This is a genomic window from Bacillus sp. FSL K6-0069 (assembly GCF_038007785.1).
GTDB lineage: Bacteria > Bacillota > Bacilli > Bacillales > Bacillaceae_G > Bacillus_A > Bacillus_A mobilis.
On sequence record NZ_JBBOXN010000001.1, the window covers coordinates 2694477 to 2714314 of the forward strand.

The following is a 19838-nucleotide window of genomic DNA, read 5'->3' on the forward strand; positions in this document are numbered from 1 at the left end:
TTTCGTATATTATCTCAAAAAGGAGTGATTCCCCTATGCATTGGCAACAAAAAATACAATACTTAATCGGACGTCCTATCGGCATTTCTTTCATGAACGGGCAAGGAACTTCTGGTGTATTATGTTCAGCACATGATGGTCAATTATATGTGTATGAATACCTTTATCAAGCGCAGTTCGCAATGAAGCATTATGATTTTAGACAAATTCAAGATATACATGCCTTTCCGAATTGCCCACATCAAAATACTCTATACTAAAAAAGGAACAGCTTATAGCCGTTCCTTCTTCTCCACTCTTATTTTTCAGTATAAAAGTTTTGCACTGCTTCATCAAAGTAAATCCAGCCTTTCCAACCTAAATGAATTGTATCTTTTAAGAAATACTTATCATATTCATGGCCAGAGAAATCGACTACTGGATATCCTGCTTTCTCAACTTGCTCTCGGACTTTTTTATAATATACTTCACGGCGTTCTTTTGGGAAGCCAGCGTAATCATACCACGGTCCGTTTACAGGTACAGAAATGAAGAGTGGTTTTACATTTTTCTCTTTAAAAATATTTAAAACAATTTGTAAATCATCATATTCAGGTGATTCTTCATACGATTCATTTGCTCTAAAGTTTTTTAAACCTTTTAATTTTTTCTTTAAATTATGTTTATAGTAATACGGATTTTCAATTCCGAATGTGTTTGTAGTAGATTCCGTTTTCCCTTCTTCCTCTGCATGTTTACGTGCATCTACCCAAGAAATCGAACGTAATCCCATATTTGTTTTTTCTTTCATCGGTTCAATCTTAAATAAGGAGTTAAATAAATCTCTATGATCTAAAATATTTCGATGCATATAAGCAAGTGGTTTGACTAGACCTGCTTTTATGTTATGTTTCGTATCGTTATATACAATTCCTTCTAAAGAATTTTTTAATATATCATCTTTTTGAACAACTTTATAGTCTAATAGTCGTTTCGCAATTTGCTTCTTCATTTCAACACTTATCTCATCATTAAAAATAAAATGATATGCTTGTTGTTTGGAGAAATTGTTTGTGAAATCCCCCTGTGATACCCCAGTCTTTGTAAACCATTGTGGCGATAAAACAAAGACTACTTTTTTACCTTCTAACTCATCCATTGTAGACGTCATATTTAATATATGAGCTAAACTTTGCGTACCGCCAATCCCCATTAAATATGGTGTAAAACCTGCCGGATTTACTTTAAAGTAATTAGATGGGTGATATGCATCCATTCGTAAAAATTCAGATGAACCATACATCGGTAAATACTGCGAATTCTCTAACATTTTTTGCTGTAAGAAAACACTTTGTAATTTTTCTTTTTGTAAGGAAGTTGCCGCATCTTCTACCTTCTTATCACTAATAAGTGATACTAAACTTTTTGATGGAATGAGTATGATAATGAAAAAAAGCACACACGCTAAAATTATCGGGCCAAAAGCATGCTTCATTTTCATCGTCTCTTCCTCTTTCTATCGCTATTAAATTGTAACCCTTGTTTTTGACACGCCATCATTTCTCTCCTTTTTCTCTATACATGTTCCATTCTATTTATCTATTATATACATGTATGTATTTCTTTTCTTGTTCTATTCAGTCCTATAGAAATATCACAAGAAAATGTTTCCATAGAAACACGTTAATTATACAAGATTCTACATAAATTTCACACTGAAATTTATGTAATAATTTTATTTTTAAACAGCGAAAAAACATATAAAATGTCTATAATTCATCAGGAGCTATATTAAATTCAAAATAAGCTAAGGTACGTCCACTATAATCAACATCATGAGTATATGTAAAACCTAACTTTCGTAAAAGATTTTTCGAATTGTCATTTGCTATTTTCACCCTAGCAATTATTCTTTTTACATCCATCGTCTCTTTTGCATATTGAATAGAAGCCCCTGCTGCTTCTGACGCATATCCATTTCCCCAATACTCCGGATCAAGTAGATACATAATCTCTATTTCATCAGTTTCATCCACTTTTCTTAAACCACAATGTCCTAAAAGCTTTCCTGTTTCACTATTGAATAACAACCATACACCGAAATTATACTGTTCCCAATGTAATATAAGCTTACTAATATAATCATTTGCTTCTTCTTTTGACATTCCTCTTGATTTAGCAAGCCATTTGCCAACAGCTTCTTTCTTTAATATGTTATAAAATTGATCAACATATTCTATAGTTGGTTTTCTCATGAACAATCTTTTTGTACATACTACTTCCTTTTCTTCAAACATAAACATCATTCCCCTCCAAATGCTTAATACAGACTAGTAAATTATACCACGGACTATTTCTCTAACTTTAAATAAGAAAAACAGACTATCACACATGTGAAGTCTGTTTTTCCATACTTTTATTTTTGTACATCTGCCCATTTTAAACTTGTTGCCGGACCGAATTGATGTACATACAAATCTTTCACATATGGTTTTTGTAAGTATGATAATCCGCGCTGGAATACCGGTGCTATTACTGCATCATCTAGCAGCATTTTTTCCGCATCTTGCATTGCTTTCCAACGAGCTGTCTCATCATTACCTAATTCTGTTTTAATCTTCTTAATTAACGCGTCATATTCCGGATTTGCATATTCTGTATTGTTTACACTGCTTCCAGAAAGGAATACTTCTAAATAAGTCATTGGATCTGGATAATCCGGCAACCAACGTGATAACGACATTTCATATTCTTTCTTCTTCTCTAACGCCAGTTTTTGCGTATGTGGTTGTAATTTTACATTTACTTTTAAGCCTGGTAAGTTTTTCTCTAGCTCTTCTTTAATGTATTCTCCTACTTTTTTGAAGTTTTCTAAGTCATAGTTTAATAACTCAAGCGTCACTTCATTTGTACCTGTTTCTTGCTTCGCCTTTTCCCAATATTCTTTCGCCTGTTTTACATCTGTCTTATTAAACTCACCAGCCGTATTTCTAAAGTCTTTTTTATCTGGACCTTTTAAAAATCCTTTTGGCACGTAATAGTTTGCAGCAACCGAACCATCATTTAAAAATGAAGTGGCAAGCCCTTTCTTATCAAACACTGTACTTAGCGCGAGCCTTGCATTTTTATTTTTAAGAATCGGTACATTTTCATTGAATCGGAAGAAGTACATAACCGGATCTGTATACTGTTTTAGTTCTTTATTATTTTTATATTTATCTACGAATTCTGTTGAAATGACAGCTCTATCAACTTTATCTGTTTCATATAAATTTACCGCGGTTGAAATTTCTTTAACGATTTGATAATTTACTTCATCAAGTTTCACTTCTTTTTTATCCCAATACTTATCGTTTTTCTTCATTGTAAAACTCGCTTCATGCTTCCAATCAGATAATGTAAACGGCCCATTATATACCGCTTTATTTGCTTCTAATCCGTATTTATCCCCTTGTTCTTTCGCATATTTTTCATTAATTGGATAGAAAGACGGTAAAATAAGTAGTTTCGTAAAATACGGTACAGGATGTTCTAACTCTACTACGAACGTTTTATCATCCTTCGCTTTCACTCCTAATTCCTCTAGCCCTAGTTGTTTCTTATTTATTTTCTCCGCATTTTTCACATCGTATGCAATATATGCATATTGAGAAGCTGTATCCGGATTAATAAGCTGCTTCCAAGCGTATACGTAATCTTGTGCTGTTACTGGATCTCCGTTAGACCATTTCGCATCACGCAAGTGGAATGTATAAGTTTTTCCATCTTGACTCACTTCATATTTTTGTGCTCCAGCTTCAATCAGTTCATCATTTTTCGATAAACGGAATAATCCTTCCATTACGTTATTCAAAACGTTAAACGATACCGCATCTGTTACTTTCCCTGAATTTAACGACGGAATTTCACCCGTTTCTAGTAACTGTAATACTTTCTTCTCATCTTTCGGCTTTGTCGTTGTTTTTTCTTTTGCGCAGCCAACTAAAAATGAAGAAACTAAGAGTGTACTAACTAATGAGTAACGAACAACTTTTTTCATTTGAAAACCCCCTTTATTTTTTAAGGTAAGTAACGACGAGCACCAGCGTATTCTTCTATATATCCTGGTGTATTTAGCGGTATAATCTCTACCGATCTTTCAGCTCTCGGTGAGTGAATCATATTTCCATCACCAATATACATAGCAACATGGTGAACACTACCTTTTCCTTGATCATGTGCGAAGAAAATTAAATCTCCTTTTTGTAAGTTTTCTTTATCAACCGCAACTCCATTTCTCGATTGCGGACCAGAATCTCGCGGAATAGTAATACCGTGCGATTTATAAATTGTATGTGTAAATCCAGAGCAATCAAATCCAAAACCACTTGTACCAGCCCATATATATGGTAATCCTAAAAACATTTTCCCTGTGTTTATTAAATCATCAGCCACCGGGGTTGGAATATCATTTTGAGAGCGATAAACCGTTCCATCATTTTTTCGTAGCCAAGCTTTTTGCCCATTTGGTAACAACACGCGGTATGAAATTGTATCTTCACTAAGTAGTGGCAGTCGCGTATTATAGCTCACTTCAAGCGATTTATGTTTTTCAGAAGGATTTATATATAAAATAGCTGTCGGTTTCGTTACTAAAACGAAAGGTTCGTTTGTTTTATCTGCAAATTCTTGATTATATGTTAACTGTTTTTCAGGTATCCAACCTGGATAACCTTCTTCATTTCGTGGTGTTGGCTGACCATGTACTAGTACTTTCACCCAGTCACCTTTTTTATCAACAACCGTTACTTCTTGACCTAATAACGCTTGCGTTTCTAATTTATTTGCATTTGTTAACCAAAGCTTTTCATCAAGCGTCATTGATTTCGTCCACTGCCACAAATCAACTGGATTTGTGGCACTCGGTGCATCAATTGGACGTAATGAATCAGGTGCAGTCCAAAGTGTTGCGGCAGATACATCGATAAATGCTTTACTATCCTTCTTCTCTTCGGCATGTGCTGATGTAAACGATGAAAATATAAATAAAGTTGTTAAAAACGCAGTTCCTACTCTTTTCATACATATCCCCCTTAAAAGATAGTTTACTAGTCTCTTCTCCTAAGATTTACTATTCACTGTCGATTGAAGGTTTACCTTTGACCCTGAATACGTCATTCCTTCCGGTTCTTCCATTAACCAAAGTGGTGCATCTAGATCGAAGTAATGAATATTAGGATGTGCCGCAGCTAAATGGGCTACAGCGCTAACGGAAGTGGAAGATTCCATCATACTACCGACCATACATTTTATACCCGCTGTTTCAGCGATATCTGCAATACGCCACGCTTCACGTATGCCACCACATTTCATTAATTTAATATTGAGTAAGTCTGCATATCCTCCTTGAACAATTTTCAATGCATCACTCGCTGAAAATATGCTTTCATCTGCCATAATGGGCGTTTGTACATGATCTTTGACGTACTTTAACCCATCCCAATCTTTCGCATGCACAGGTTGTTCAATAAATTCGATATTTAAATTACGATTTTCCATCTCTTTAATAATCGTAACCGCTTCTTTTGGATTCCACCCTTGATTTGCATCTAATCGTAACGTCGTATTTTTTGGTACACTATTTCGAATCGCTTCAATACGTTCTAAATCTAAATGAGCAGATTTCCCCACTTTAATTTTTAAAGTTTGAAATCCTTTTTCTACATGTTGCTTTGCCTCTTTTGCCATAACGAAAGGCTCATCTACACTCACCGTAATGTCTGTGTGAATTTCTTTCTTCCCGCCTAATAATGCGTAAAGTGGAACGTTTTGATATTGACAATACACATCATATAAAGCTATATCTACTGCCGCTTTCGCACTTGGGTTTCCAACACAACTCATTTGAATGTGCTGTAGTAACTGTTGAAACTGAATGATATCTTTACCAATTAAACAGGAACGCATCGGTCCTAAAATTGCTACTTCAATCCCGTTAGCAAAATCACCCGTAATAATTGGTGTTGCGGCTGCTGCCCCCTTGCCAACAATTCCTTTATCTGTATGAATATATACATCTATACTTTCTATTTCGGTTACAGTACGAAGCGCCGTTTTAAACGGTGTATGAAGATTTACATGCCTACGATTTACTTTTACATCAGTAATTTTCATATTGTTCATCCTTTCGTTCTCTGACAAAGTGGATCATTAATTCCCAATTTTCCGGAACAATAAATCTCCTCTTTCACTTACCTTTCATGCAAGAAATTAATGTGAAATAAAAAAATCCAGCCATAAGAAGATTCTTACGGCTGGATTTTGTCTAGGAATGGGTAGACAAAGCAGCGATTTGATTATATTTTTTCTGTGCATCTTTTAATGCTACAAGGAGTGCTTTTTGAGACGAACCAAAGTATCTATTTTTTATTTCTGTTACCAATAGTGGATCATTAATATTTTTATGTAGAAACAAATATTTAACAAATTGTGATGTTAATGCAATTGTCGCTGAGCAATCTGCATCTACAATTTCCCCTGTCTCCTTAACAAGTACAAACGCTACAAAATAACTTTTGAACTTTTCCGTAATAGGATTATTTTGAGGTGCTTTCGCATCCCCTACGACATAAATTGTATTTGAAGCGTACACAGCTATCTTCCTTTCTAATACGGGATAACGGTTTTCTTAATAGTCGTATGAGCGATAAACTCAACATTGATCAAAAAATGTATCCGCTTACCTTGTATTATAATACAATTGACAGAATTTTAACAACATTTATTTCGGTATATATTCCATAATTATGAAAACAGTTCAAACTCTTCATTTTTACAATAGATTGTTTCTTGTACCATGCCATCCATACATGAAAAAACAGCTAGCAATCGCTAACTGTTCTATTACACTACTTCGGTAGCACAAATATAGTTTCATTTGACTTAGAAAATTGATATTCTTTTCTCGCAAACTTTAAAATTTCTTCCTCATCATCTGTTAAATTTTCTATGTTAGTCTTTAAAGAAGTCTTATCTTTCTTTAAAGAAACCAATTGCTTTTTTTGATTCGTTATTGTATCTTTTTTTTCTACGATTACTTCTTGTTGTTTCGTTAAAATAAATTGAACGTACAAAGTAGCCGCCGCAATAAATATAAACATGAATATAAATCGCCTTAGTTTTTTCTTATTAACTGCTCGATTCTCATTAGACTGTGATAGTTGTTCTTGTATATTAGGAACATTTATTCGCTTGAGTTTCCTCATTATGAAATCCCCCTAACACATATATTTTCACTACCATCGGCATGATCTCTTACTAACTGTAATTCTATTCTTATAAAATAAGCTCCTTCACAAAAATATCTCACAAATTAACCAATTAAAGATAGCATTCGACGACATTTCCATATTTACATTGCATTTTTTTATGTATGCTGCCATAAAATAGTAGTTCCTGTTATTCTTTTTCTACTATTGTAGAAGAGTTTTTTTACATACGAAATTTCTCCTCGTTTTCACATAATTCAAGGAGAAAAAAGCTGTATTTTCGTACATTCGATAAAACGGACATTACTAATTCAGAATTAGAAGTTGGATTATAGATCAATTCTTACGGCAACTTACCTATATACATTCAATATAAAAAAAGCCCAAATCGGGCTTTTTAATTTTGTAAATTTATATCATATTCCATGCTTTTCGCTGTTTCCTCAGCAACCTCCACACCCAACAAATTTTTCACAATATGAAATGACATGTTAATACCAGCTGAAATACCTGCCGATGTAATAATGTGTCCTTCATCTACAAATTTTACATTCTCCATTACTTCTACATTCGGGAAGTCTTTTTTGAAAGTTTGAATACTAGCCCAATGCGTTGTTGCTTTTAAGCCTTCCAGTAAACCAGCTTTCGCAAGTAATAGCGCTCCAGTACAAACTGAAGTCATTAGCTTTACTTCTTTCATTTGCTGTCTAATCCAATTTATTATAGTTTCATTTTTTACTTCATTTTCCCTAACGCCTTTACCACCTGGAATGAGTAAAATATCAACTGGTGGTAAATTTTCAATACTATAATCCGGCTGTACCTTTAATCCGTTTCTTGCTGTAATCATTTCTCCATTTTGGCTAACTGTATAAACAGTAAATGGTTTTTCTTTATCTGCTTCGGTTACAGAAAAGACTTCAAATGGTCCTGCAAAATCTAACACTTCTACATCATTAAATAAAAATATGCCTACACTCCATTTATTTATCATACGTTCATTTCCTGTTTTAAATGATGTAAAAGGTGATCATATCCTTTTTCTAACGCAATATCATATGCTGTTTTTCCATCATTTTTCTTAATCGCTTTATTAGCTCCATTTTCAAGAAGTAGCATAACTATTTCTACACTTCCTAATAATGCCGCTTCATGTAAGCCTGTCCAACCGCCACTTTGTATAACATTTACATCCGACCCTTTTTCAATTAAGAAAGCAACAAGTTCACTTTGCTTATTCGCGATGGCAGCTTGCAATGGTGTATTTTCATTTTCGTTTTTTGCTCTATTATGTATATCTGCTCCACTTTCTAAAAGGAAACTTGCTATCTCTTTTTGCCCAAAATAACCCGCTAAATGAAGGAGAGTCCAGCCATCGTCACTAAATTCGTTAACAGCACTTGGATTTGTCTTTATAAACTCCACCACTTCTTCCTTATTACCACTTATAACAGCTTGTACTATTGATTGTAAAATTCCCATAATAATCTCCTATCTTTCAAATATTTAAGCATACTCTTCTATATGTTCTATTGATTATGCTATTTTCCTGTTAAAATAGAGGTTTACATAATAATATTATCTAACTAATTTCCATCTTTTGTTTTAAATATTAAAATTTTCTGTTAAAATAAAATAATCATGTTTAATACGGAGGAGAAATTATGTTACAAGTAATGCCTTTAAATAGTGAAGACTATGATTTAATTACAGCTGCTGAAAAAGTAATTGAAAAAAACTATAAATATGGTCGTCATCATATCGGTTCAGCTGTAAGAACTAAAACAGGTAATATTTATGCAGCAGTGCATGTTGAAGCGAATGTTGGAAGAATAACAGTGTGTGGTGAAGCTATGGCGATTGGAAAATCTATTTCAGAAGGCGATCATGAATTTGATACCATTGTAGCTGTTGCTCACCCACATCCTCATGAAGATATAGAAAAATGTTGGGTTGTTGCTCCGTGTGGTATGTGTCGAGAATTGATAAGTGATTATGGAAAAAATACGAATGTTATACTTTCTTATAATGGTAAACTTGTAAAATGTAACGTAATGGAATTATTACCTGAAAAGTATACAAGCGAAGTAGAATAATTATTCCTACTCTCAACATATCAAATAATATTATTCCAATAAAAAACAATCCATTTTTAAAACGGATTGTTTTTTTATTTCTTTTTTATGCAGTTTATTTTATTTTTCTATTTTTAACACTAATAGAATTATCGTTAACAAAAATGAAATCCTAATATTAAAGCACGCATTGTAGTACGTTTTTCATTTGAAAACAAAAACGATATTTCTCATTGCATTTGAAAAAAACTTATTATAAACTCTCTAAATTCAGCAGTCTTATCATACCAATCTATAACAATTCTGTCTTCTTCCCTTACCTGTTTCCTTTAACACATATGATTTTAAAACTAGCGCCGTTAATGAATCCGTTAATGTTTTATATGATAAATTAGATAATGCTAATAGATCGTTCGTATATAACATTCTATGCTTCTCTAATAATAATAGTACTAATCGTTCAGACGGTTTTAATGCCTCGTCACTTTCTAATATAAAGTCTATATTTTTCATTTCTCTATTTATTACTCCTTATATAAAAAAATACTTGCACCCCTAATTTAATATAAAAATACTACACAACAAAAATTGAAGTATATTAAAATAACATCGTTTTAAAACACTATTATACTATAACATAGAAAAAGCATTTCCCGAAATAGGAAATGCTTTTTCTATATCACTAATATGGTACGTCCAAACCTTCATTATTTCTTAAACCCTTACCCGTACAATTCCCTCCTAATTTCTCTGGTCATCTAAAAGTATTTATAACAAATCAAGTTCTTTTAAAATGATTCAAATAAAAACGGTTAGTCATTCTAAATGACTAACCGTCTTCCAGCTTCTTCTCAATTAATATGTTCTACCTTATATATTTCTTGCAATATGCGGCTTACTGTAATGACTTGTTCCACCGCCGCCTACTGCTACTTTTCCACCTTTTTCAAAAATTAATAATTTACTTGAACCATCAGCCAGAAGTACTATTACTTCAGCATTATTACTCGTTGCTACATAAATTACATAACCACTTTTTGAAATACATGTTTCCCAATTCTCATCAAATTCTGATCTTACTACCCGGTTTGAATACACTTGATCTTCAATTCTACCTTGTTCTTCATTTTCCAATTTGATTCCTCTCCCTTCACTAAAATATCATTTATAGTAAAATAACAGCCCTAATTAAAATAATGACTGACTTTAACATAAATAGTATATGTAATTAATAGAAGAATGCTTGGACAATGCATATATAATAACCTGTAAGGGAATCACAACTAAAACAAGGGAGTCGATATAATATCGACTCCCTTGTTTACATACATAGTTCTTTATTTTTCGTTTCGCACAGCTTCAAAAGTAAACATTTGATTTGCATTTGACGGTTCTTTTTCATAAACATAGTCAGCGGAGCAAGTAATGTTAGAGAAACCTATACTTTCTAACAGAAGTTTAAACTCTTCTATTCCATACCAGCGCAGCGCGAAGCGTTGTAGTTCTGTTTGTACTAACTGTCCTTTACTCCATTTTTCATATTTTAAATAGGATAGAGTAACTTGGTTCAGCCAATCTATTTCAATTGATTTATTTTCTAATGTAATTCCGTCTCCACTCGGCAAAGAAAAAGTCGATGTATAAATCTCTCCTGTTTTCCAGTCATGCGGAAGCATAATATCTACGATTAATCGCCCGCCTGGATTAAGGTGTTCATAAAAACATTTCAATGCGTTTATAGAATCCGTTCGATTTTCAATTAAACAAAAAGATCCAGTTGGAATGATAATTGCCTCATATTTATGTGGCAGTGAAAATTGTTGTAAGCTTCCTTCAAATAAATGAGGATGTAAGCTTCTTTCTTTACATCGTATGCGGCACGATTCTAGCATTTCAGACGAATAGTCAATCCCATCAACTGTAAAACCAGCCTCAAGAAGTGGGATGATAACACGCCCTGATCCAACTGCCGCTTCGAGAATTCTTCCAGTGCATTTTTTTAAACGTTCTTCGTAATACTCAATATCACCATTTAAAGAATAACCGACAGGCTTTGTGTAATCATACAGTTCCGTACAAAGTGTACTATAAAAACTAAACATTTATTTTCTCCTCCGTTTTTTACGTACGGAAGATTTTCATTCAATTAATCTTCCTGTACCTTTATTTTTAATAAAAATTCGAAAGAGCCGACTGTCATAATATATCACTCGCTTTCCATACAATATAATTATATTGTATAATATTCCACCCGAAATTAATACATGAAAATTCAGACTTATACTGAAAGGAGGATATGATGAATTCATTAATTGGGTTTATTTTCCTTCTTACTTCTTTTAATATACTGATTTTCATTATAGCAAAGAGCTATCCACGAATATGGAAAATAGCCAGTGGTATTTTCATTCTTTCTTCCCCCATTGTTTTCTTCACCGCTTTACACGTAATTGGTGAAAAAGTAGGAGATGGATTTGCTGGAGGGTTTGCTGGGCTTACCTTTAGTAGTCTATTGATCATAAATGCTATTTTTTTATTTATAGTAAGCATTTTTGTTTCTACCAATAAAAATTCACATTAAACTCTCATTTCAAAATGTAAAGAGCTTACTATGCAGTAAGCTCTTTATCCATAACTCTTTATTTCACAATTGGCAATGTCACTTCACTTAATTTCACTGAAAGCTTCGTTCCCGCTTTCGGTCTAATTGTATAATCATAGTCACTAGCGAGTAAAACAACCCCTATTTGATGCCCCGCTTTAAATACGTAATCATCTGGCTGCATGTCCCATGTGAATGTATAATCCTTGCCTGGTTTAAGTGCTGTTGAATCTTTTATACTATTTAAGTTTTGTGGGTCCATCCAACCTCTCGTAACTATTTCAGGCTTTGCTCCGCCATAATCAACAAGTAATGCTGTTAAATTTGATACAGGACGATCAATATTTCCTGTAATTGAAATCTTTGGTGTCCCGCTTATTCTCATATCTTTTTGTAATACCGGCATTGTATACACTAATCGATTTGCTAATTCTAATTCTGGGTTTGCTATTAATTGATTTGATTTCAGTTTTGCATCATCTACGAATGAGAAAACTTTATTTGCAGAGCCCATACTTAATGGTAAATTAACTGCTTTGTTACTTAAATACATACGAACTTTTGACGGCACAGCCGATGGATCCGGCCAGTTTTTTAATTTTTCCCAAGTTTTATTTTCACGTTGTACATCAACCATTGGTTCATTCATAATTCCATTTTCAATTCCATACAACCAATAATCGAGCCATTTATTTTGTGTTCTTTGCCAGTCATTCGTTGATGTCCCACCGTGTCCACCTTGATGTAACCACATTTTACGAGGAACATTATTTTCTCCAAGTGCATCCCACCATTGCGCGAACTGCTTCGTCTTAACATTCCAATCATTTAAGCCATGAACAACAAATACGCTTGCTTTTACATTTTTAGCATCTTTTACATAATTACGTTTATCCCAAAAATCATTATAATTACCTGTTTTCCGGTCCTGTCCAGCTGTTAGCTCTTTTATTACTTGTCCGCAAACTTCAGGATTTTCTCTTGTTAGTACTGCTTCTGCCATATTATCTGTATCTTCTCCTTGGTATCCACCTGGCGCAATGACTGCACCGTTTGCACGATAATAATCATACCAACTACTAATCGCTGCGATTGGAATAATTGTTTTTAACCCTTCAACACCAGTCGTCGCAACAGCATTCGGTAACGTACCATTATAAGATACTCCTGTCATACCTACATTTCCTGTTGACCAATCAGCTTTAACTTCCTCACCATTTTCTGTATATGCTTTCGCACGTCCATTTACCCAATCAATAACAGATTTTGTCCCTAATATTTCTTGCTCATCCCCAGTAGTTGGACATCCCTCTGATTTGCCAGTTCCGATACTTTCACCTAAAATGACTGCATAGCCTCTTGGCACATAATAATTGCCGTACGAACCAAGATTAACAGCTCCATACGGTTTGCTTTCATACGCATACAATTCTTCATCTACATTATATACAGGTACATCTTTTAAACCAGATCGATATGGGCTCATTTCATATATAACAGGAACTTTCACATTAGGATCTGTTTTTGGACGCATAACCTTTACTGATACACGATCCTTTTTTCCATCTCGATCACTATCAACTTCCGTCTCTACAAATAGATTTTCGATAATTGCTTCATCAAGCGAGTAAATCGGCTTTGTCATCCCATTTTCTAATTCGATCTTCGTATTCGATTGTAGTCCTTCTGCAACTTTCCCATTTAACTTCACGTCATTCTCATTTATGTAGTTTGTTTCTTTCTTGTCTGCATACGCAGTCATACTAGAAACTCCTGATGTAACTGATAAAGATACGATTGTCGATAATGTAATTGCTATTTTCTTTTTCCCCATATTCTTTCCTCCCCATATATGTCTCCTTTTTACTATACAACAAAATTACTGAAAATTCAGTTTATATTTATTCGATAACTTGAAAAATGGGTAGAACATCCTTCAAACGAGCTTTCGAGATTATATATTCTAATTTCCTACTCTCATATAATCAATAAAAAACATCGCCTAATAATAGACGATGTTTCTAATAGTATTGAATTAGTCATTCTTCATATTAATATAAAATCGTATATCTCCCTCTATTGTATAGACACCATAATCTAAACCATGTCTTTCTAAAATACTTTTCACGATCGCTAAACCTAGTCCTGTACCGGAATGGTCTTTACTACGAGAAGATTCTAAGACGTAAAAAGGTTCCCAAATTTTATCGATATCTTTCATATGTTCTACATTCATACCATTTTGGATTTGAAAATATACACTGTCATTTCGTTCTTCTAAAGTAATTTTTATATGTTGATTTGCTGTATATTTTATCGCATTAGATATTAAATTTTGAAACACCATTCTCATTTTATTTATATCTGCATAAATAATTGCATCGCCAACATTATAGTTCACATGCAAATCAATTTCTTTCGATTCCAGTTCAATCTTATGCTTATCTAATATACTTTGGACTAGTGATACGATAGGAAATTGTTCTTTTTGTAAAACATCTCTCTCTAGTTTAGCAAATCGTAATAACTCTTCAATTAAATTCGAAATGTGATCCGTTTGTTTAATAATAGTATCTATGTATGTACCATCATCTAAACCATCTTTTATTCCCATAGAATATGCTTTTACTAATGCGATTGGAGTTTTTAATTCATGCGTTACATCACCCATAAATCGTTTTAAATGTTCATTTCGATCTGTTAAATCTTCATGTGCCTCATGTAATTTATCACTCATGACATTAATACTATTAGCTAATTCCCCTATTTCATCATTCGTTTTCACTTTCGCTCGTTCAAATTTCAAATTTGAAATATCCTCTGCCACTTCACTTAATTCTTTCAATGGTCTAGTGATTGTTGTTGAAAGTATCCATACAAGTACGATAATGAGAAAAATCGTAATGCCTAAAATGTACAAATAAAATGTATTTAACGTTTTTATGACTTCATTAGAATTTGCGATCGAAACCCCTACTAAAATCAACATATCGTCTTTCGCAATGTATTTCACAAAAAAGCTAGATTTCATCTTCTCTTGATCATATATTTTATTCGATTGCCCGAAGTGCTTTACTTTCGTTATTTCTTCTTTAGTAATCCAAAGTTTATTAAGGGCAACCCTTTTTCTTGAAAGTTGCATACGTAATTCATCATTAATATGATCTTCAGAGTCTTTTATGGATGTATACGCAATCGTAACATTTCCTTCATTTTCAATGCTAGTAATTGCTTCATCCAGTTGTTTACTCGGTATGGACTGTATTTGTGCTGTTATACCTTCTAAGCTTTCTCGCGTTTTGTAAATATTATATTTCGGTAAAAGATAGTTAATTAATAATAAAGAGATTGTAAAAATAAGAATAACAGTTAAAGAAATGCTGAGAAATAGCTTTTTTCCAAGTTTATTCACTTTGCTCCTCCAAACTATATCCTAGCCCGCGGTGCGTCTTTATGATATTCTCTCCTACTTTTTTACGTAATCTTCTTACATGTGTATCAACAGTTCGCTCTTCACCAAAATAGTCAAATCCCCATACGATATCTAACAATTTTTTACGAGTTAAAATCATGCCTTTATGATTTAAAAAACACTTTATTAATTCTAGCTCTGTTTTTGTAATATCTAACTCTTTGTCATTTTTATAAACTTTATTTTTAGTGAAATCTATTTTCAAATCTTGAACTTGAATGACATCATCGTGCTGTATTAGCTTTTTCGCTCGCGTAATGAGTACGCCTGGATGAAATGGTTTTTTTACGTATTCATCTGCCCCACTTTGAAGCGCTGCTAATTCATCTTCACTTTCACTTTTCGCCGTAAGCATTAATACCTTTACGCTTGAATTCTTTTTTATTTCTTGACAGACAGTAATACCACTATGTTTCGGCATCATCCAATCTAAAATAGCTAAATCAATTTTTTCATCAAAAAATATTTGAAGTGCTTCCTCTCCATCTTTCGCTAATAAAACTTCGAAGCCTTCTTTCTCAAAATAAGCTTTTAAAATTCTTAACATATCTTGTTCATCATCTGCGATTAATACTCTCATGCATTATCCTCCATTGCTTTTAAACAAAAACCAATTGTATTATACAACTTCTTTGTTACATCAATGTGACAGAAAAATATTTGAACCTTTTAAGGGTATAGTAAAGACGAGGTGTTGTATTATGATTAAAAAAATCGGGGTCATTACTCTTCTCTGCTTCTTATTATCAACAAATGCGCTCGCAAATACAAATCAACAAATTGAAGTATTTGATTGTCAAAAAGAAATGGTCATTCAAAAACAATCTTTAGATCCAGCTATTCAAAAAGAAGCTGTTCAATATGCTAAATCCATTACTGGCCCATTTAAAAACTTAAACGTCGTTCCAAAAGATGGTCATATGATAAAAATTCCTTTATCTAAACCAGTTTCTATTACAAATCAATGGTTACATACAACAATTGATGAAGTACTAATTCTTCTACCACTTAATCAAAAGCCTTATATTATGCTTTACGATGATGAAAATAATCCGCACTTTTATTATGTAAAAGGTGATCCGAAGGGATTATTGAAAGAAATGAATGTTAAATTATAGTTTAATAAAAATCCCACAAATATCATTTGCGGGATTTTTATTTATAAGTTAGCAACTGCATTTTTATTTAAAAAATGAATAACCTGTCTTTTATGATGGTTATCATGATTTACAAATTCTTTAATAATATATATAAGAGAATAAGGCGTTCCAGTATGAGGACAGTGTGATACCCCATTAGCCATTAAAGGATTCTTTAGATTTCCAGCAGGCAGTAATCTAAGTTCTTTTACGAGTAACTCTCTTTTAGCTTTTGCTTCTTCAAGAAGTCTCATCTTAGATATTCCAGATTTAGCATAATTAGATGCTAGTTTATTATATGTATCAAAATCAGGAAACTCCATTGCCTGTCCTTCTCGCACTGATGATAATGTCTCACGTAATAGATAGTCATCCCAGTTCATAATATGACATACGATCTCACCAACAGTCCATTTCCCCTCTGATATTGGTGCCACCCACAATTCCTCTTTCATACCTTTCAATGTATTTATCCAAATTGAATATTCATTGAAATCATTAATAATTTTATTTTCTCCCATTATCCAATTCCCCATTCTAATAGTAGATTCATATAAATTATACCACCCATCCACCTAAAAATAGAACGAAAGTTCCGATAGAAGAGTTAAATAATAATTAACTACATCCTTTTATATATGTACACATAATGACTCGCTCCTACATATTTTGTCCCTTTCACAAATCCACTTGAAGTATAAAATTTGTCTCCCTGTTCTGTATCTGTATGCAAGACAACAGTATTAAAATATTTTTTCGCATCGCTTAAAATTCGCAATAACAGTAACCTCCCTACTCCTTTCCTTCGGTATTCTTTTGCAATATAAAATTTCCTTACCCTACCAATCTTATTGTTTTCTGTATATGGATCCTCATTTACCCCTCCTATTCCAATTAACTTTTCCCCTTGAAAAATACCATATAAACATTCACCAGTTTTATTAAACATGTTTATTTTATTTTCATATTCACTTATAAGTCTTATTAGGAAATGAAATCCTTCTTCTTTGCTTTCTTGGACAAGATAATCGTGTTCATATATCATTAAATCTTCTATTTGTTGAATATGTATATCTTTCAATTGATTTCCCCCTTAATTTGAAAATACATAAAAATGCTCAAGAATCATTTATTCTGAGCATTTTTATGATTGTTACTTTATTCAATTCGTAACATGCTTATTCTTTACTTCAGGCAATATCCCCTTCAACTCCAATAAATCATCTATTACTATATCCGCCTGAGCAAGTTCATCTTCTTGTGCAAAATCAAAATTACATCCAATCGCAATCAAGCCATTATCTTTCGCTGCACGTATATCAGATAAACGGTCTCCAACTACAGCTGCTTCTTTTATATCATATTTGTTTAAAATACTTTTTACTAAGTCGCTTTTATTAAGTGAGTTTATTTGTTCAATACTAAATGTTTCAGTAACCCATTGGTCTAAATTATAATAAGATACGATTGCTCGTAAATATTCAGTTAAACCATTGCTAGCAATATATATTGAACAATTATTTTCTTTTATATATGTAAAAATTTCTTTTACATTCGGGTATAAAGCACCTTTTCCACTCTTAATATTTTCAATTAATCTTTCTAAAAAATATGCATCGGTTTGTTCTCTTACTTCAAGAGAATGATCTGGTAGTAAAGCTTCCCAAACTTTCGGTAACGGCACACCCATGATTTCACGGTATTTATCAATAGGTGTTACTGTATCCCATAATTGTAATGAACGTAAATGATCAAAAGTATCATCTAGCGATAATTCTAAAATTTTATCAGTTTGAAATAACGTTCCGTCCATATCAAAAATTAATGCTTGTAACATTTCATTCTCTCCTTTTGAACTATAAGTATGACTCGATATCTTTTTCAGCATCTCAACGATAATTTCTGAACAATAATTTGCGGCAGTTCTTGCGAAATCATCATAGGAAACTTGAGCTTCATCGTCTGCACTGTCCGAAATACATCGTATAACGAGAAACGGTATATCATTTATGTGCGCAACATGTCCAATTGCTGCGCCTTCCATTTCTGTACAATGTGGTGCATAATCGTCTATTAATTTCGCTTTTAGTTTTGAATCCTCAACAAAACATTCACCGCTGACGATTCTTCCTTCATGAACTTCCATATGTAAATTACTACTATTGCATGCAATACGTGCTAACTCTACTAATTCCTTACTTGCGACAAATTCTTCTTGGAACGGGAATAAGTTTTTCATTTGAGTTTTACTTACATCATGATGGGTAACATTCGTTGAAATAACGATATCACCAACTTTTACATCTGGGTGTAACCCTCCAGCAACACCCGTATTGATGATAGCATCTACATCAAATTTATGAATTAATGTTTGCGTACATGCGGCTGCATTTACTTTCCCTACACCAGAACGTGTAATAATTACTTCTGTTCCCATGAATTCGCCAATGTAAAAGGGCATTCCCGCAATCGTGTGTTCCTCTTGTATAGCTAGTTTTTCTAAAAGTAAGTCTATTTCAATTTGCATTGCTCCGATAATGCCGATTCTGTTCATGAATGTAGTCTCCTTTATTAATTAATCCCTTTAATTCTTTCAGACATAACGGACAATAAAAATTTCGGAAGTACGAGTTGTCTCTTTAACCTTTTCGGCTGTGAGAGTAACCTATATAGCCATTCAGTTCCTGTATCCCTCATAATTTTTGGCGCTCTTTTTACAGTACCAGATATTATATCAATCATGCCTCCTATACCAATAGATAACGGAACGTTTAATGTTTGTATGTTTTCATAGATGAATTCTTCTTGTTTTGGTGAACCTAGTCCTACTAGTAGTAAGTGCGGCTTGAATTGCTTAATTTTCATTTTTACTTCTTCTATTTCTTCGCCATTTACAAATCCATGCTGTCCTTTAAACTGTGTTCCTGGGAACTGCTCATTTAATTTTTTTAGTGCCTTTTTATTACTTTCTGGCGCAGCTCCAAAAAGAAAGACACGGTATCCATTGTCGTTACAATATTTGATTAAATCGTGAGTGATATCTGCCCCAGTAACACGTTCTTTCAAAGCTCCTTTTAATATTTTCGAGCCAATTATGACGCCAATCCCATCCGCTGTTATTAAATCCGCAGATAGTAACATCTTTTTAAACTGCTTTGATTTTTTCGTATTTTCCTTTGCAGACATAACAATTTCAGGATTTGCAGTTACTACAAACCTTGGTTTCTCTTGCTGTTCATGTAGCCAATCTTTTAATAACCTTATAGCTTTTTCATATTCTAAAGTTGAAAAAGGTATCCCCTTTATAAGTTGGTAATCCACTAT

23 protein-coding genes are annotated in these 19838 nt (G+C 33.1%); 4 read left to right on the plus strand and 19 right to left on the minus strand.

Annotation, left to right across the window (positions count from 1 at the left end; translation table 11 throughout):
* The first annotated feature begins 35 nt into the window (after positions 1–35).
* The gene (locus MHB74_RS13800; RefSeq protein WP_061679707.1) at positions 36–260 is read left to right on the plus strand and encodes a hypothetical protein; all 225 of its coding nucleotides are present in this window, start codon (positions 36–38) and stop codon (positions 258–260) included.
* Between the two features lie 38 nt (positions 261–298).
* On the opposite strand, the gene dltD is transcribed toward MHB74_RS13800, so the two are convergent.
* The 9 genes from dltD to MHB74_RS13845 form a co-directional block, all read right to left on the minus strand.
* Positions 299–1480, minus strand: a complete 1182-nt coding sequence (gene dltD / locus MHB74_RS13805; RefSeq protein WP_061679706.1) for a D-alanyl-lipoteichoic acid biosynthesis protein DltD — start codon at positions 1478–1480, stop codon at positions 299–301.
* A 268-nt stretch (positions 1481–1748) separates the two neighbouring features.
* The gene (locus MHB74_RS13810; RefSeq protein ID WP_061679834.1) at positions 1749–2276 is read right to left on the minus strand and encodes a GNAT family N-acetyltransferase; all 528 of its coding nucleotides are present in this window, start codon (positions 2274–2276) and stop codon (positions 1749–1751) included.
* A 119-nt stretch (positions 2277–2395) separates the two neighbouring features.
* Positions 2396–4018: a peptide ABC transporter substrate-binding protein gene (locus tag MHB74_RS13815; RefSeq protein WP_061679705.1), complete on the minus strand. Its 1623-nt coding sequence runs from the start codon at positions 4016–4018 to the stop codon at positions 2396–2398.
* 20 nt (positions 4019–4038) lie between these two features.
* Positions 4039–5040, minus strand: coding sequence for a C40 family peptidase (locus MHB74_RS13820; RefSeq protein WP_061679704.1), 1002 nt, complete (start codon positions 5038–5040; stop codon positions 4039–4041).
* A gap of 39 nt (positions 5041–5079) precedes the next feature.
* On the minus strand, positions 5080–6141 hold the full coding sequence (locus MHB74_RS13825; protein ID WP_141658088.1) for a dipeptide epimerase: 1062 nt from the start codon (positions 6139–6141) through the stop codon (positions 5080–5082).
* A gap of 142 nt (positions 6142–6283) precedes the next feature.
* Positions 6284–6610 (minus strand): DUF3870 domain-containing protein, encoded by a 327-nt coding sequence (locus MHB74_RS13830; RefSeq protein WP_046954146.1) that lies wholly within the window; start codon positions 6608–6610, stop codon positions 6284–6286.
* Between the two features lie 256 nt (positions 6611–6866).
* Positions 6867–7223 carry an FtsB family cell division protein gene (locus MHB74_RS13835; protein ID WP_061679702.1) on the minus strand — a complete coding sequence of 119 codons (357 nt, stop codon included), beginning with the start codon at positions 7221–7223 and terminating at the stop codon, positions 6867–6869.
* Positions 7224–7623: 400 nt separating this feature from the next.
* On the minus strand, positions 7624–8220 hold the full coding sequence (locus MHB74_RS13840) for a DJ-1/PfpI family protein (protein ID WP_061679701.1): 597 nt from the start codon (positions 8218–8220) through the stop codon (positions 7624–7626).
* On the minus strand, positions 8217–8708 hold the full coding sequence (locus MHB74_RS13845) for an ankyrin repeat domain-containing protein (RefSeq protein WP_061679700.1): 492 nt from the start codon (positions 8706–8708) through the stop codon (positions 8217–8219). The genes MHB74_RS13840 and MHB74_RS13845 overlap by 4 nt, the downstream gene beginning before the upstream one ends.
* A 182-nt stretch (positions 8709–8890) precedes the next feature.
* Here MHB74_RS13845 and MHB74_RS13850 point away from each other — a divergent pair, with 182 nt between their 5' ends.
* On the plus strand, positions 8891–9322 hold the full coding sequence (locus MHB74_RS13850; protein WP_061679699.1) for a cytidine deaminase: 432 nt from the start codon (positions 8891–8893) through the stop codon (positions 9320–9322).
* A 261-nt stretch (positions 9323–9583) separates the two neighbouring features.
* Here MHB74_RS13850 and MHB74_RS13855 read toward each other — a convergent pair whose 3' ends face one another.
* From MHB74_RS13855 to MHB74_RS13865, 3 genes are all read right to left on the minus strand, one after another.
* Positions 9584–9814 carry a hypothetical protein gene (locus MHB74_RS13855; RefSeq protein ID WP_000789031.1) on the minus strand — a complete coding sequence of 77 codons (231 nt, stop codon included), beginning with the start codon at positions 9812–9814 and terminating at the stop codon, positions 9584–9586.
* A gap of 357 nt (positions 9815–10171) precedes the next feature.
* Positions 10172–10435: a hypothetical protein gene (locus MHB74_RS13860; protein ID WP_061679698.1), complete on the minus strand. Its 264-nt coding sequence runs from the start codon at positions 10433–10435 to the stop codon at positions 10172–10174.
* A 203-nt stretch (positions 10436–10638) separates the two neighbouring features.
* The gene (locus tag MHB74_RS13865; RefSeq protein ID WP_061679697.1) at positions 10639–11403 is read right to left on the minus strand and encodes a class I SAM-dependent methyltransferase; all 765 of its coding nucleotides are present in this window, start codon (positions 11401–11403) and stop codon (positions 10639–10641) included.
* Positions 11404–11600: 197 nt separating this feature from the next.
* On the opposite strand from MHB74_RS13865, the gene MHB74_RS13870 reads away from it, so the two are divergent.
* Positions 11601–11882, plus strand: a complete 282-nt coding sequence (locus tag MHB74_RS13870) for a hypothetical protein (RefSeq protein WP_061679696.1) — start codon at positions 11601–11603, stop codon at positions 11880–11882.
* 58 nt (positions 11883–11940) lie between these two features.
* On the opposite strand, the gene MHB74_RS13875 is transcribed toward MHB74_RS13870, so the two are convergent.
* The 3 genes from MHB74_RS13875 to MHB74_RS13885 all read right to left on the minus strand — a co-directional run bounded on the left by MHB74_RS13875 (position 11941) and on the right by MHB74_RS13885 (position 15955).
* The gene (locus tag MHB74_RS13875) at positions 11941–13737 is read right to left on the minus strand and encodes a Xaa-Pro dipeptidyl-peptidase (protein WP_061679695.1); all 1797 of its coding nucleotides are present in this window, start codon (positions 13735–13737) and stop codon (positions 11941–11943) included.
* Between the two features lie 201 nt (positions 13738–13938).
* Positions 13939–15315: a sensor histidine kinase gene (locus tag MHB74_RS13880; protein WP_061679694.1), complete on the minus strand. Its 1377-nt coding sequence runs from the start codon at positions 15313–15315 to the stop codon at positions 13939–13941.
* Positions 15308–15955, minus strand: a complete 648-nt coding sequence (locus MHB74_RS13885) for a response regulator transcription factor (protein ID WP_061679693.1) — start codon at positions 15953–15955, stop codon at positions 15308–15310. Before MHB74_RS13885 ends, MHB74_RS13880 begins: the two co-directional genes overlap by 8 nt.
* 121 nt (positions 15956–16076) lie before the next feature.
* On the opposite strand from MHB74_RS13885, the gene MHB74_RS13890 reads away from it, so the two are divergent.
* Positions 16077–16493, plus strand: coding sequence for a hypothetical protein (locus MHB74_RS13890; protein WP_061679692.1), 417 nt, complete (start codon positions 16077–16079; stop codon positions 16491–16493).
* Positions 16494–16534: 41 nt separating this feature from the next.
* Here the strand turns inward: MHB74_RS13890 and MHB74_RS13895 are convergent, their stop codons facing one another.
* The 4 genes from MHB74_RS13895 to MHB74_RS13910 form a co-directional block, all read right to left on the minus strand.
* Positions 16535–17035 (minus strand): DinB family protein, encoded by a 501-nt coding sequence (locus MHB74_RS13895; protein ID WP_061679691.1) that lies wholly within the window; start codon positions 17033–17035, stop codon positions 16535–16537.
* A gap of 101 nt (positions 17036–17136) precedes the next feature.
* The gene (locus tag MHB74_RS13900) at positions 17137–17595 is read right to left on the minus strand and encodes a GNAT family N-acetyltransferase (protein WP_061679690.1); all 459 of its coding nucleotides are present in this window, start codon (positions 17593–17595) and stop codon (positions 17137–17139) included.
* 81 nt (positions 17596–17676) lie between these two features.
* On the minus strand, positions 17677–19068 hold the full coding sequence (locus MHB74_RS13905) for a 5'-methylthioadenosine/adenosylhomocysteine nucleosidase (RefSeq protein WP_061679689.1): 1392 nt from the start codon (positions 19066–19068) through the stop codon (positions 17677–17679).
* 17 nt (positions 19069–19085) lie between these two features.
* Positions 19086–19835: a WecB/TagA/CpsF family glycosyltransferase gene (locus MHB74_RS13910; RefSeq protein WP_061679688.1), complete on the minus strand. Its 750-nt coding sequence runs from the start codon at positions 19833–19835 to the stop codon at positions 19086–19088.
* Positions 19836–19838: the final 3 nt, after the last annotated feature.